Source organism: Terrimonas rubra (assembly GCF_042686025.1).
Classification (GTDB): domain Bacteria; phylum Bacteroidota; class Bacteroidia; order Chitinophagales; family Chitinophagaceae; genus Terrimonas; species Terrimonas rubra.
Map to the genome: position 1 here is coordinate 1,728,455 of NZ_JBHUOZ010000003.1, position 14,176 is coordinate 1,742,630.

At 38.2% G+C, this 14,176-nt stretch carries 20 protein-coding genes; 2 read left to right on the forward strand and 18 right to left on the reverse strand.

Annotated features, from left to right (window positions below):
* Positions 1-82: 82 nt before the first annotated feature.
* The 16 genes from ACFS6H_RS16445 to ACFS6H_RS16520 all read right to left on the reverse strand — a co-directional run bounded on the left by ACFS6H_RS16445 (position 83) and on the right by ACFS6H_RS16520 (position 10,171).
* Positions 83-568, reverse strand: coding sequence for a hypothetical protein (locus ACFS6H_RS16445; protein WP_386101383.1), 486 nt, complete (start codon positions 566-568; stop codon positions 83-85).
* Positions 569-626: 58 nt separating this feature from the next.
* A complete protein-coding gene (locus ACFS6H_RS16450; RefSeq protein ID WP_386101386.1) occupies positions 627-866 on the reverse strand; it encodes a hypothetical protein in 240 nt (79 codons plus the stop codon).
* Positions 851-2,239, reverse strand: a complete 1,389-nt coding sequence (locus ACFS6H_RS16455) for a phage/plasmid replication domain-containing protein (RefSeq protein ID WP_386101389.1) — start codon at positions 2,237-2,239, stop codon at positions 851-853. Before ACFS6H_RS16455 ends, ACFS6H_RS16450 begins: the two co-directional genes overlap by 16 nt.
* 422 nt (positions 2,240-2,661) lie before the next feature.
* A complete protein-coding gene (locus ACFS6H_RS16460) occupies positions 2,662-2,949 on the reverse strand; it encodes a hypothetical protein (RefSeq protein ID WP_386101392.1) in 288 nt (95 codons plus the stop codon).
* A 526-nt stretch (positions 2,950-3,475) separates the two neighbouring features.
* The gene (locus ACFS6H_RS16465; protein ID WP_386101395.1) at positions 3,476-3,700 is read right to left on the reverse strand and encodes a hypothetical protein; all 225 of its coding nucleotides are present in this window, start codon (positions 3,698-3,700) and stop codon (positions 3,476-3,478) included.
* Between the two features lie 84 nt (positions 3,701-3,784).
* On the reverse strand, positions 3,785-4,219 hold the full coding sequence (locus ACFS6H_RS16470) for a hypothetical protein (RefSeq protein ID WP_386101398.1): 435 nt from the start codon (positions 4,217-4,219) through the stop codon (positions 3,785-3,787).
* Between the two features lie 2 nt (positions 4,220-4,221).
* Positions 4,222-4,467, reverse strand: coding sequence for a hypothetical protein (locus tag ACFS6H_RS16475; RefSeq protein ID WP_386101401.1), 246 nt, complete (start codon positions 4,465-4,467; stop codon positions 4,222-4,224).
* Positions 4,468-4,523: 56 nt separating this feature from the next.
* Positions 4,524-5,006 carry a glucosaminidase domain-containing protein gene (locus tag ACFS6H_RS16480; RefSeq protein WP_386101404.1) on the reverse strand — a complete coding sequence of 161 codons (483 nt, stop codon included), beginning with the start codon at positions 5,004-5,006 and terminating at the stop codon, positions 4,524-4,526.
* Complete coding sequence (locus ACFS6H_RS16485) at positions 5,006-5,938, reverse strand: hypothetical protein (RefSeq protein WP_386101407.1); 933 nt, start codon at positions 5,936-5,938, stop codon at positions 5,006-5,008. The genes ACFS6H_RS16480 and ACFS6H_RS16485 overlap by 1 nt, the downstream gene beginning before the upstream one ends.
* Positions 5,939-5,941: 3 nt before the next feature.
* Entirely contained in the window at positions 5,942-6,661 is a 720-nt protein-coding gene (locus tag ACFS6H_RS16490) for a hypothetical protein (RefSeq protein WP_386101410.1), read from the reverse strand.
* A gap of 1 nt (position 6,662) precedes the next feature.
* Positions 6,663-7,079: a hypothetical protein gene (locus tag ACFS6H_RS16495; protein ID WP_386101413.1), complete on the reverse strand. Its 417-nt coding sequence runs from the start codon at positions 7,077-7,079 to the stop codon at positions 6,663-6,665.
* A 2-nt stretch (positions 7,080-7,081) separates the two neighbouring features.
* Positions 7,082-7,588, reverse strand: a complete 507-nt coding sequence (locus ACFS6H_RS16500) for a hypothetical protein (RefSeq protein ID WP_386101416.1) — start codon at positions 7,586-7,588, stop codon at positions 7,082-7,084.
* 12 nt (positions 7,589-7,600) lie between these two features.
* Positions 7,601-7,789, reverse strand: a complete 189-nt coding sequence (locus tag ACFS6H_RS16505; RefSeq protein ID WP_386101419.1) for a hypothetical protein — start codon at positions 7,787-7,789, stop codon at positions 7,601-7,603.
* Between the two features lie 47 nt (positions 7,790-7,836).
* Positions 7,837-8,787, reverse strand: coding sequence for a hypothetical protein (locus ACFS6H_RS16510; protein WP_386101422.1), 951 nt, complete (start codon positions 8,785-8,787; stop codon positions 7,837-7,839).
* Between the two features lie 468 nt (positions 8,788-9,255).
* Complete coding sequence (locus tag ACFS6H_RS16515) at positions 9,256-9,498, reverse strand: hypothetical protein (protein ID WP_386101424.1); 243 nt, start codon at positions 9,496-9,498, stop codon at positions 9,256-9,258.
* A 385-nt stretch (positions 9,499-9,883) separates the two neighbouring features.
* Entirely contained in the window at positions 9,884-10,171 is a 288-nt protein-coding gene (locus ACFS6H_RS16520) for a hypothetical protein (protein ID WP_386101427.1), read from the reverse strand.
* Between the two features lie 353 nt (positions 10,172-10,524).
* Here ACFS6H_RS16520 and ACFS6H_RS16525 point away from each other — a divergent pair, with 353 nt between their 5' ends.
* The gene (locus tag ACFS6H_RS16525; protein WP_386101430.1) at positions 10,525-11,178 is read left to right on the forward strand and encodes a FadR/GntR family transcriptional regulator; all 654 of its coding nucleotides are present in this window, start codon (positions 10,525-10,527) and stop codon (positions 11,176-11,178) included.
* Positions 11,179-11,223: 45 nt separating this feature from the next.
* Positions 11,224-12,438 carry an MFS transporter gene (locus ACFS6H_RS16530; RefSeq protein WP_386101433.1) on the forward strand — a complete coding sequence of 405 codons (1,215 nt, stop codon included), beginning with the start codon at positions 11,224-11,226 and terminating at the stop codon, positions 12,436-12,438.
* 1 nt (position 12,439) lies between these two features.
* On the opposite strand, the gene ACFS6H_RS16535 is transcribed toward ACFS6H_RS16530, so the two are convergent.
* Both ACFS6H_RS16535 and rlmB read right to left on the reverse strand, forming a co-directional pair.
* The gene (locus tag ACFS6H_RS16535) at positions 12,440-13,126 is read right to left on the reverse strand and encodes an SIR2 family NAD-dependent protein deacylase (RefSeq protein ID WP_386101436.1); all 687 of its coding nucleotides are present in this window, start codon (positions 13,124-13,126) and stop codon (positions 12,440-12,442) included.
* Between the two features lie 246 nt (positions 13,127-13,372).
* The gene (gene rlmB, locus ACFS6H_RS16540) at positions 13,373-14,146 is read right to left on the reverse strand and encodes a 23S rRNA (guanosine(2251)-2'-O)-methyltransferase RlmB (RefSeq protein ID WP_386101439.1); all 774 of its coding nucleotides are present in this window, start codon (positions 14,144-14,146) and stop codon (positions 13,373-13,375) included.
* Positions 14,147-14,176: the final 30 nt, after the last annotated feature.

Sequence of the window (14,176 nt, forward strand, 5' to 3'; positions counted from 1 at the left end):
AAGTAACAAAGAACTAAAAGCAATAGTATAAAAAAAAAGCAACATATTATAATGTTGCTTTACTTTTTTTTATTAACACTTGTTAATTTATGTACTTAGTAATTAATCCGGGAAAGATAGGAGGATCATACTTTATAAGGTACGGATGTAGCTGGTTTAAATACATTCCTTTGAAACGCATTTCTTTTACAGGTATTAAATAATCATCGTAACCATTATCAGAATAAGCGTAAAGCATTATAAACGTGTTAGGGAAAGTTTTATAACGTTGGAGCTGATCATCAGTGCAAATATTGATCAAATTACTATCAGTATAATTATTACGCATTTTGCACTCAATTCTAAATTCAGTTTTTGTGCCTTTAATTCTAAACCATAAATCCGGCCATTTACTACTTTCTATGAAACGAATAGAATTTGTATTAACGTCATGTGTACGATGAATTAAATCATAATGTGAAGCAGGAAAATAGTCATTACAAACAATGTCCTCATAACGTTCACCATCCTTTATATCAGGATTTTTTATAAGGTCTTTCCAAATATTTGTTAAGTGCTTTTTAAGCATAGTATATATGTTTTAAAAGCTAAATTAATAATATTAGCGATAAAACAAAAATAGCGGCCTATTGGCCGCTATGAAAATCTTCAATTCTCTTTTGTATATAAATATCACTATCAGAAACTTGCGAAATTTGGAGTTCCCATAATTTATGTTTTTGTTTAAAAGATTGAGCACGATAACGAGTAGGAAATTGTATTGAATGAAAAGTCTTATCACTGAAAGCAAGTGAAATACAACTACCGTACTCACGGTACAAAAATAAATATTGCTTTGTTGTCTTTCTTTTTAAAAGCCATGCCATAAATGTATATAGTTTAAGAAAATAATTTTATAGTCTGAATAATCAATTTTGGGCTGTGGAATATTGAGCATTGTACTATTTGACCCTATGCCCAGGTTAGACATATCTTTTTTTAAATCATAAAAAGTACGCTCCGGGATATATTGTTTTAAATGATCAATGTTCATATGCTGAAATAACAGCGCAGCTATTACAAGCCGACTGCTATCCTTTGCCTTTTGACCTTTAATACCAAGTTTTTTATAGTGCTTTACTTTGTCGTTTACCTCCTTTATTTTATGCTGCAATTGCGCAATACTTACAGTAGTAGTTAATTGATACTGCCTTACCTTATCCCAAAATACATTGTACATCATAGTAAATATATCTTGATCGAAAGTAACGTTTGATTGATGTATTAAAAGGTCATGTCGGGTAATCTTATCAAATGCACTTGCTAAACTAAATTGCTTTGTACGAGATACAAATTTTTCAATTTCGGTTTTGTTCTTTTTATTAAAAGAACGCTCGGGGCTTAGTTCCTGGTAGCGTTGGTAAAAACGCTTTACAGGGTGATGATTAAATATAGCCATATCAGCTGCCACCTTTGAACTGAATAAATAATACTTAAGTAAATAGTTAATAAAAGAATTACGGAAGGTCATTTCGTACCTAAGTATTTTATCACTTTCATTTTGCAAAAACATCAAATCCAAATTGTTTTTGTTACCAGCTTTCATAATGGCCGGGTAATCATTCTTTTTAAACTCAGTTCCTTTATGATAAATCTTCCAAGAGTAACGGCGTGTTATATACATTAGTGAGGTATCGTAAGTACGGTAATTATTCTTACTACTCCTAGCAAACTTAACCAGCAATTCTTTTTGCTGGTCAAGATATTGCAGGGCATCATCTTTACTTAAAAAGTGTTGGTTATAACATAAGTCAAGCCGGTTAATTTCAATATCTTCTTTTAACGGCTCAACAATAAATGTGTCTTTGATGAACTTTTGTAAAAAAGCCATCAAATGAGTAAATACATAAAAAGGACTTTGGTCAAACAATGGGATAAACTGTAAAATGTTTGTACCAAAAATGTACTTAGGTATACTAAAATTAAATTCAAGCCTGTTACGGCTCATATTTAAGAAAGTAGTAAGCGTATAATGTGAACTGCCGATATTAAGGGAATTACGATGAGTAATAGGCAACACACGATTAGTATCATGATATATATTAACAGTACTCTTCCGGCTTTCAATATATTCGCCGGTATCCTCATCAATAATTGCAGTAGTGTAACTATTAGATTTTTGAGTAGGATTATAAAATTTTTCAAAAATGCTTTCATACTGGTTTATGTTATTAATGTACAATACAATTGTATCAATCATAGTTTTAATTTATCGCCATCCGAAAATCATATCATTTTGCTCGCAGTAAATAAAAAATTCATTATAGGACATTTCCTCATCTGCCTCAATGTTATATATCATAAAGTCCAAAGTATGTATAAAATGCAAACCTGTAGGAATATGTTCAACACAGTAATTGTATCTTAACTTAACAAAGGCAGCATTATAATCAAGCTTTGCTTTAAAAAATAAGTGATAACCTAATGCAACGGAAATTAAGATAGCAAAGAAAATACTTAATATAATCAGCATAATATTAAATTGAAATTTGAATTACAAAACCCGCTCTTTTTATAATGTCTTTAAACTTCGGGTTTAGTTTATCGACAAGTGATTGACGTAAGAAAATAGTACTTCCTTCATAATGAATTAACTGATCTTGAAGATGTTCCTTTAAATAATCAATCAGCCTTTGGTTGTTCTTTTTGGTTTTCATCTTTATACAAAGAATTTAATAATAATAAATAGGAATGCTGCCGGTGTTTAAATTGTATCAACTCCTTTCTAGTTGGCACAGCTTTTTTATCACTACCGGACAAAAGAATATTTGTTTGTAATTCGGCATCATCCATATTTATTAAAGCATCAGCATTGTGTACTGACAAGTTCAAAGCCTCAATAATATCATTCAACTCAATATTATTAACCTTTATACCGGCTTCGTTTTTACCTAATATTTTTACTTCCATTGTTTTCCTGATAATTTAAAAATTGATAATAAAGATTAGTACAGTTATGGTCATAACCGCATAAAACAACCGGAAAAGGGTAGGGGAGCGGTACATATGTACAATACACTTCCGGACGGCGGTCAACTATTATATTTAATTTATTAGCTAGGTTGTTGAGATAAATCTTTTCAGCCTTACTATTTACAGTAACCCTGTAAAAATGTGTTGGGCGTTGCTTAACGATTGCCATTGATATAATCTTCCAATTGGATTATATACATATGCTGTTTGTATAAAGCAAAACAAGCAATAAATAAAATTGCGACTAATGATAGAATAATATAAAGCATAAAATTATTTTAAACGTTTAGAATATAAAGGCTCATAATTCATAAGAGTAACAATCCACGCAGCACGAATTTTAAAGCCTTTTTGTTCAAATCGCCTCAGAGCCTTATTTGCTTCGTTCTGTTCGATCTTAAAAGTGTGGAGGTAGTTTGTTTTGCCGGGGCTATCGGCGTAAAATTTAAGCCTGTATCTGATTTTAGACATAGGTAAAGTATTTAGAAGGCAATTCATTTATTTGCGTACAAATGTTAACGAACATTGACATTGTAATCTCTTTTAAATTGCCAGTAGTAATTCGTGACCAAGTAGCACGAGAAATTTTTGTGTTTGCTTCCAGTTCTATTAAAGTATTTGAACTGTTATTTATAAACTGTTTAACATCGTCTACAAATTTTGCAGAACAAAAAAAATTAATTCTCATATATGAGATTTTAAATGATAAAATAAGCCCCGGTAATCCGGGGCTATTGTTTTTTTTAAAATGAACGGTTTTTCATAGGAAAAGTTATGACAGCTTATTAGTTGAGTAAGTAAGCTGAACAACACTATCTACAATGTGATTGGCTGTTTTTTGGTCATCCAACATTTTTGTAATATCAGATGCTAATTTGCTGTAGAAAGTATCTTTATCGTGACTATGATTGATAGACTTAACCAATTCGTCAACGGTTGTCATTCCTTGTGGGTCAACAATAGAACCGTAAGGAATATACCCCCGTATAATCAATATACTGGTAAGTACTTTGATAAGGCGACACCTTACCTTATCATCAAGATCACCGGGAATAATAGCCGTAATAGTAACGGCCAGTTTACTTTCGAGAAATGTCTTTAATTTCTCAACAACATTTACAGCGATATTAGCGTGGCTCAATAAATCGTCTGTAATGTACTTTTTAACCTTTTTAAAGGCTTTGTTCAATTTCTGACAACATGCCATAATTAAAAGTATTTATAAGTGTAAAAATATGATTCAGGGTTTTTCTTAATCATACCGCATAAAATCAGAAAAGTACCCAAAGGAATTTTATGTATAATGCCACCATGCAAGTATTGTTGCATTTTTTCCTTCGGAATTTGCGTGTAATGGCGCAAATCATAATAGCTAACTCTATTTAATTTACAATAGGCTTTTAAATCCTTTAAAAACTTAGTTGAATCAAATTCCTTTGTTCTACCATATGCCATTAATCAACGTTTAAATGGTTTAAAAACTAAAATAAAAGCAATTATACCGGGTATCGCTATTTTACCAATTTGCCACAGTGCGGACAAATCAATGAGGTTACCGGATGCTTTTTTTTTAAATCAGCAGGTAATTTATTGAAGTGTGCTAAGGTTGCATTAGTGTACTCTGATAAAGGAGCCTGATAATAACCGTTATCCTTTAACAGCTTGCAATATTGCTGCAATGTGAGGTTAGCCAGGTTAGAAGTGAATTTTCCTTCTTTCTGTCGTCGTCTTATCCAGTCGCAAATTTCATTTACTGAATTTTCAACAGATGCGTATTGAGCAATAGGAACTCCATTATCCGCGTTAGACCCACCTTTGTCAAGCTGCCATTTGGCACCCTTTACGTAACTGTAACCAAAAGCATTTTTGCCAATAGTATAAAAGCGGTGTTTGTAGTTACCAGTCTCATGACGAGCCTGTGCGCAAAGGAAAGAGCAAATGTTGTCAGGCATCCCGTTTGCGGACGCCTGACTATAAATTTTGTAATCTTCCATTAGAATACAACTTTAAAATTGAAATCAAAAGTTTTATCACCGAGGTTCTTTGTAGCCAAAACATTGAAACCGGCTACACCTATCATAGCCCCACGCTCAGCGTTATAATTTGTAACGGTAGGGTCTAAAACCTCAGCAGTTCCGGGAATAATATTACCCGAAGAATCAATGTGAGAAACTGTATATCTAAACTCAGGGTTACCGGGGAAGGTAAAACGAGCGTCAAGCCGATAGATAAATGGTAAATTATCCCTTGATAAAGGATCGCCGGGTACCGTATATTGAGCCAGTACATTCGAATCTACTGTCTCAATTTGGTAACCTTCAAATATATCAGTTTCGGTACCGTCCAATTTTACAAAAACATAACCGTTTTCAACTAAGAAGGGATTTGAATAAGAACCACCGTCTACGTCGACGTTTACAATCACATCGTCAAGATATTCAGCCCTGAATAAAAGGTATAATACCGGATTTGCAGGGAAGTAAAAATGTGATGTCTCATTAATCCAAAAATGATTAATAAGGGTCAGTTTTTGTAAATCTGACGGGTCAGGTGTTGGAGGGTCAGGAAATACAATACCGTTATCAATAGTACCAACACAAGAGACTTTCCAGCCAATAAAACTGTGTGTATTTTGTATTTCAGGCCATAGTCCGAGTTGCTGCTGCATTCCTGACACTAAAGAAGTAGACACAGGATTATAAACACGAGGGCTGTCTACAACATCACCATCGTTGTTATAGGCATCATCTATAGCCAAATAACCATAGTAATAAACGCCGGGGATAGGAGGTAAGCCGCCTTGCCTTAAAGACCAAAACGGCGTAATACTATTTAGTGTGATGTTAGGAAATTGCAGCCGGAACAACTCCTCAATGTATGCCAAACTTAAGAGCGTATTTTGTTGCTCAAGTTGTCTTTGAAACATAAGCTATTGTTTTTTTAAATAAGGGTTGTTAAAAAAGAAATAAGAAAGAGTAACATCACGGTCAAAATCCCAATCAACACTTTTAACTGTAGCCGAAGCAGTACGAGGCATATAGTTAGATAAATGCATTGCAAGTGTACCGTACGTAAGTTTATTAAAAAACTGTAAGAAAGGTGTACCACGGTCTGCAAGTTCTGATTGACCGTAGGCAACGTAAACACAAGCAAATTCACGCATAATACTATCTTCAATTAATGGGTTATCTGTGTTCATTAACCCATCCTTTACAGTAAGCCCAGGCGCAGCGGTGTACATGATTTTTGCTAGGGTTTCAGCAATTGTATTTGCACGAGCTTGTGATACTTTAGAAGTCCAAAAGGCAACAAAACCCCTGCTTTCCTGTAGCTGTTGCCGTAACATTTGGGCAAATTCAATATGTCTTTTTTCAACGGTGTAGTTGAGGCGTTTAAATTCCTTTTCCAAGGTTTCAATGTTCTCAATATCAGCCATTGTATTGCCGGGTGTAGATACACCTAATACCGAAAGAATGCCGTTTAAAATCCCGCCATGTTTTGACATTTTAAAAAAGTCAAAAAGGCGGGTTACAAAGGAAAACCCTAAAAAAATTAAAGTGGCTGTAATCAGCCACTTTAAATAATTCTTAGGAGTTTTTTTTGAAGTAAAACGACGCTTTCGATTAAATCGATTAAAACGTCTTTTCATTTTAAAGCATTGATTTTTTGAAACGTTTAAATTGTTGGAAAGCTTCATAATCGCTTACCTCGTCGTCGTCTTCATCAACCGGCTTTTCGGAGGTTTCACCGTTTATAATTGCCTTTAATTTAGGCACCAAAAGAATGTAAGAAAAAGCGATAAGGTACCGCATCCACCAACTATCCAAAACCTTAAAGATTTTGTGTTTGATGTTTTCTTTCAAAAGAGGTTTAGGAACATAATCCGGATTGTCAATGTTCTCATTATTCTCTTTTGTTATTGCTTCGTTCTGTACACGAATGTGTGCAATTTGTTGCATCTGTTCGTTATACCAGTTGATCGCACCGGCCTGCAATTCATTCTGAGTGGCAGGATCCATTGGTGTAAACTTTGCAACTAATTCGTGGCCTAATTGATAAATTTTCATGATTAATACTGACGTTTACGAGAACTGAATAATGATTTTCCTAAAAAAATAGCGCCTAAACCTAAGGCGATGTATAAAATTGTGTTGGTCTTCTTACCAGTTTCAACAGTTACTTTTGGATTCAAAAGACCGGCCAAACTATCTGATAATTGACCAATACCAGATGTAATATTATCTAGTATACTACCACTGCCTTCCGGCTGTGTATCATCATCTTTAGTGATAGAAGGAGGTGTAAAGTTCTCACCAAGAATATTTGCCCAATGCTGGTCATTACCATCTTTTGATAAAAAAGATGTATCAATAGCGTTTGTTTTTTTCCAATTTTTCCAAACAGCTATTTCACCATCACTTAACTTTCCATCACCGTCAAGGTCAAATTCCTTTGGAACTTTGGTTTTATCAAGTTTGATAATACCACCAGTAACTCCACTAACTACGCCCCGCAGAAGGTTACCAAACCAACCGCCGCCGGGCTTCTTTTTGAACATGTTCTTAAACCATCCCATAAATAGATGTTTTTATTTGCCGCCTTCCCAATGACTAAGACCATCTTTTATCTTATCAATGATCTGATGACCGGTACTTGTCCAATTACCTGCATCATCCCTGTGAGGGATAAAGCCAACAATTGGAATTGTAGCCCTTAAAAGATTGCCTAACCAAGTACCACCGGCTTTGCTTTTAAATAAGCCCCATAAAAAAGCCATAAAGTAAAATTTAAGGTATAAAATAGGGGGGCAGTCCCCCCCATTACTTAGGCCTTGGGTAAAGCGGCCATATTTTCGCCCATATGCTTTTGCTGGCGTTGTAAAGCCTTCAACATTTGCTCCTGAGTTCCTTTGAAATAGCGATAAACAACGTAGTTCTGACTTACGTTATTATTGGAGCCGTTGAAGGAAATATCTAACCGGGCATTACTGAGGTCGGTATGGTCATTTTCACCGTTATAAATAATAAAGCTTTGCGGGTACATATCCAGTAAACGGAATACACTTTGTGTTGGCGGAACGGCACCATAACGTGCAGGGCGGTGATTAGGGAAATTAAGGTTACGCCTTGTAACCAGTTTGTTAAAGGTTAACTGCTGGTCGTATTTATCACTTGTAATGGCAAGTGTGTTAACTACCTGTTCATACAGGTTATCTTTGTCAAAATTCAGCAACATAACCTTAGTAACGTTATTACCCAGGTTAAAAGATTCACTGGTAGTATTGGCAGTAACAACCTGTGCTTTTGTATAAAATAGGGCAGCTTCGTAATCAACACAAGGATTGAAATCGAAGTCAACAAAACTTTCAGAAGAGTTAACAGCCGCACCAAACATATTTAATGCAGGCGTTACTTCACACGTAAGCTCATCACCGGGATTTAAACGAACAGTACCGAATTGTAAAGTAGCAAAACGCAATTTGTTTGCTTTTATACCAGCAGATGCAATAGCCAGGTCTTCACCATTGATTAGTTCGTTTAATCCGTTTTCTAATGCGTTAAACGTACCCAACAGGCGGAAATTATCGTTTAACAGGTATTCAGTAGCACCGTTACGTTTCAGAATTACTTTAACCTGTAATTGTTCAGGCTTAAAATCTGATACGGATAATGCAGTATTTGCAGCCGCAGCAATCATATTAACTGCAATAGTAACGCTGTTATATGTGCCGGCTGTCCTGGTATCTTGTCTTGATTCACCAACTTTTACTAACATGTAATAGGGGTTTTATTTTGTGAAAAATTTATTTACTAACAGGTAGGTAACTACCCCCGCAATTGCGGTAACTAAAATTTGAGTGACGTATTTCATTACGCTGGTTTTTTAAACAAGGCTAAAAGCTTGTCTTTAAATAAAAAAGCTATCGCGACGATAGCAATAATTGGCCAAAGATTTTTCATGTTTACTTTTTAAAAAGTCCGGTAATTTTTGTACGTATGGAAGGAACCATAAAAAGAATACCAGCAAGTAAAACAAGTGGTAAACCTAAAATCCGCATATTAAAGATGCGGGATAAAGAAAACCCACGAGAACGAAATCTGCGTGAAAAGCGAGGGCGGCTAAAGCGAAAACGACGAGGTCGTCTGTAACGTCCACGAGCCATAATGATATGTTTTTTTGGGTGATAACTGCGGTTAACCGCAGTGTTTGGCGTATGTTATAGACTTACGCCGAAAATAGGGGTTAAGGGTGAGCATTAATATAAGCCCAGGTTAAGTTGCGATACAACTCATCAATTGTAATTCCCTTTTTAGTGGCAATTAAGAGCATTTCCTTGTCAGCTTCGCCGTCAATGTGAAATGTCCTTACAACCCTTTCTTTTGCCGGAATTACGGTTCTTTTGATCTTATGGGCACCAAGGGTCACGACTTTGTAATTAGTGCCAAATTCGATTTGTTCATCAACTGTGGTAAGAATGTGTGACATAGAGTAATTGTGTTTAAGGGGTAAAGATTAATGGTAGATATAACGGAAACCTAAAAAAACTGAGGGCCAGCCTTTAGAAAAGATAGGAATAGACTGAACATTAGCTAAACGTTCAGCACGTAACCGTCCTATAGTCTTACGACGATTATTTTTTACTAATCTATAAGGCGTTGGGTGTAACTTATTATCTACTGACATAAATGTGATTTTTAAAATGAACGGTTTTTCATAGGGTTAAGGGTTTGGCTTGTCTTTCTTGAGATATTTTACTTCGAGGAACTTCAAAAGAAACTGACCGCCGACAGAAATTGCGGCGGCCAGTAGTAAGTTGCCAGCGTTTGAAAAAATAGCACCGAAAGTCAGAGTACCGAAGCCTGCTTCGAGGTTATCGGGAGTTTTCCAACTGCCGAATATCTTTGAGAGGTAACTCATCATGAATTATTATATGTTGTTCCTTTAACCGGTCGTAAAGTCTAACTACAAGTTTTTGAGTATTAGCAAGTTGTGCAATACGAGAGGTTTTTTTTGGAGGGTCTGAAAAATGAAGCGGAGGAGTTTCAAGCCATTTTATCATTTGCTCAATACGTTGATTAGCAATAACTAAGGATTTTAAAATGTGCTTTTCCTGCGCCCGTGTAAAACGGTAGTTTGTTGGTTTTTTTGTGTAACCCATTGTAAATGATTTAATTGTAAATACATATAAAATTTTTCAATTATACAATGATTAGCATCATATGTAGAAAAAAGTCCATATTTCAAAGAACTGTCTTTCAATGAGTTACCTTAAACCAAATCAACTTTCCTATAATTTATATTATGTTAAGTAAATAAAACAACAATACCTATCTATAACCCATCCACCAACTTACCATCATCCCCGCTCATATCACAGCCCTCAATTCATCATTCATCATTCAAACATTCATCATTCAAGCCCCTATCCAGTTCCTCAAAAAACTTTTCCGTCTCACAAATTAAAACCACGTAGCTTTGTCAAACATCTGATGATATGATGTATTAGCGTTTATGGAAATTATTCAACGAAAATCCCTGGCCCAGGAAGTAGCCGATACTTTAAAACACCGCATTAAAAGCGGCGTACTGGCCATTGACAGTAAACTGCCTACTGAGCCCGAGCTGATGGAGAAGTTCGGTGTGGGTCGATCTACCATCCGCGAAGCCATTAAAAACCTGGCCCAAAGCGGTTATGTACATGTACAGCAAGGCCTGGGCACTTTTGTTATCAGCCACAGCGGCCATGCTGCCCTGGACGAAAAAATCGGCAATGCCGATTTTGCCGAAGTATTTGAAGTCAGGCAGATCCTGGAGCTGCAGATCATTGCCAAAGCCTGCCAGCACCGCACAGCCAAACACCTGCGGGCCATGGCCAAAAATTTGAAAGAAAGACAGCGCCAGGCACAGGCCGGTGAGCTTAAACAATGTATTGAGGCCGACATTGCCTTTCATACCAATATTGCCGAAAGCTGCGGCAATACCATCCTGGCCGAGCTGTACAAAACCCTGTCCGTACATGTAACCCGTTTTTTTTCGCAAACCTATACCAATACCACGCCTTTTATCCAATCGCAACTGATACATGAACAATTGCTGCAGCATATCGAGGCCCAAAACCCCGATAAAGCCCTGCAGGCCGCGAAAAAGATCATCGGCGCCTTATAATTTTTTTGATCAAAACATCAGATGACCTGATGAATAAATAGTATTATGAAGACAACAACAAGCACCCTCACCAGCCAGCAAACAGTATATCCCATTCTGTTTGCCATTAGCTTTTCGCATTTGCTTAACGACCTTATACAATCTGTTATACCGGCTGTATACCCCCTGTTAAAAGATAATTATGCGCTCACTTTTACCCAGATCGGCATCATTACCCTGGTATTCCAGTTAACGGCCTCCATACTGCAACCCTTTGTAGGCCTGTATACCGATAAAAAACCCAATCCCCGTTCACTGGCCATTGGCATGACCCTCTCCTTTGCAGGCCTACTGTGCATCGCCTTTGCTTCTAATTTTTATTATATCCTGGCTTCGGTAAGTTTAATCGGCATGGGCTCTTCCATCTTTCACCCCGAGGCATCAAGGGTGGCCCACCTGGCATCGGGTGGTAAAAAAGGACTGGCCCAGTCCATCTTCCAGGTGGGCGGCAATGCGGGCAGCTCGGCCGGGCCATTATTGGCGGCTTTAGTGGTTATTCCCTTCGGGCAACATTATATCAGCTGGTTTGGCCTGCTGGCCATTGCCGGCATCATACTGTTAACCTGGGTAGGCAAATGGTACCAGCAAAATTTACAGCTGCGTACCATTACCCCAAAAGTAGCAACCGGTGCCGCCACTCCCCCGATCCCTAAAAAAAGGGTAGTGATCTCCATTGTTATTTTACTGGTGCTTATTTTTTCCAAGTATTTCTATATGGCCTCCATGACCAGTTATTTCACTTTTTACCTCATTGATAAGTTTCATGTAACCGTACAGCAATCACAAGTATACCTCTTTACCTTTCTGGCGGCAGTGGCAGCGGGTACCATCCTGGGTGGTCCCTTAGGTGATCGTTATGGTCGTAAGCTTATTATCTGGGTATCAATTTTAGGCGCAGCGCCTTTTACCCTCTTATTACCGCACATGAATTTATTCGGCACCGTGGTACTGGCCGTTATCATCGGGGTTATCATTGCCTCGGCCTTCTCGGCCATACTGGTATATGCCACCGATCTTATTCCGGGTAAAGTAGGACTCGTAGCAGGCCTGTTCTTTGGTTTTGCTTTTGGTATGGGAGGTATCGGCTCGGCGGTACTGGGCTGGCTGGCCGATAGAACGAGCATCGCTTATGTATTTTCCATCTGTGCCTACCTGCCGCTTATTGGCATCATCACGGGCTTTTTACCCAATATTGAAGGCAGCAGGAAAAGAAATAAATAGGTTATACATATTGTTTTAGTAAATCCTGTAAGTCCGCTACCCCTTCGGTGGCGGGCTTTTCTATAAAAGTCATATTACGCTGACTGCGTACGGCCGGTATATGTTTGTCCACAATAAATTTAGGAGTGGCCAGCTCCACATAATCCAGCAAGCCTGCAGCCGGGTACACCACCAGCGATGTGCCTACTAACACAAATATATCGGCATTCATGGCCAGCGTGGCGGCGGGTTCAATCATCGGCACGGCTTCCTCAAACCAAACAATAGCGGGTCTTAACTGTGCACCATCACTTGCTCTATCGCCCAGGTTAATATCACCGCGTATATCATATACCAGTTGTTCATTAGCCACACTGCGCATCTTAAATATCTCGCCGTGTAAATGTAATACTTTGGTACTGCCGGCCCGTTCGTGCAGGTCATCAATATTCTGGGTAATAATATGTACATCAAAAAACTGCTCCAGCGCTGCTAATCCTTTATGCGCTGCATTGGGTTGGGCAGCCGCTACATCACGCCGGCGCATATTATAAAAATCAAGCACCAGCTGCGCATTCTTATGCCAGCCCCTTGGCGATGCCACTTCATACACATCATGCCCTTCCCACAGGCCATCACTATCCCTGAAAGTTTTTAAACCACTTTCGGCGCTTACACCGGCACCGGTTAATACCACTAATTTTTTCATGTATTATTTTTTTGGGGCTGTCAGCTGCAGTGCTATCATCAGCTGCAGTCCCCCGCCCGTCTTCAATACCCGCCTTCAAGGGCGGGCATTTACGCCTAAGCGGGGCAGCCCTTCGCCCCATAACATTTATCAACAAAGCCGGAGACCTCTCCTGCGTCGAGCTGACGATGATCCATTTCGCTGATGACCATTCTCTCTTCCATTAGCACATCAGCATATTACCAAATCACCAAATTAACTAATTATCTAATTACCTGATTTTCTTCTCTGTTGCATCGTCTCATACAAAATCATCCCGGTTGCCACCGATACATTCAGGCTTTCAAAATCTCCGGTCATAGGTATCTTCACCTGTTCATCGCATACTTTTAATAAGGTAGGGTGAATACCATGTTCCTCCCCGCCCATTACAATGGCTACGGGTTCGGTAAGGTTTACCGCATCAATAGTAGTGTCGGCTGTCATTTCACTGGCCAGTACTTTAATGCCGTTCAGGTGTAACTCATCCACCGCTTTTACCAGGCTGTTTACCCGGCAAACCGGTATCTGCTCCAAAGCACCTGCCGATGTTAATACCGCATCATCACTCAAAGCCCCTACTCCCTTATCGGGTATAATAATGCCATGTACCCCGCAGCAAAAAGCGGTACGGGCAATGCCTCCGATATTGCGGATATCGGTAATGCCATCCAGTATTAAGAACAAAGGCGTGTCGCCGTTCTCAATTACAAAGGATATCAGTTGCTGCAGTTCTATATACTGTACCCGGGCAATCTGGGCAATACAACCTTCATGACCGGTTACATTAAAACCATTCAGTTTCACCACCGGTACATAACTAATGGGTGTATTATGTTGCGCAGCCAGCTTTTTTATTTCGCCAATATCAGCACCGTTGGCCTTGGTATCTAAAAATATTTTATCTAAATGTTTGTCGGTTAACAACGCTTCTTTCACGGCCTGGCGGCCTATTACCAATGAGCTCTTCTTAGGGCGTTGCGGCGAACGGAATTTTTTCATGTCCAGTTTTTAATTGTTTGTAATACCAGG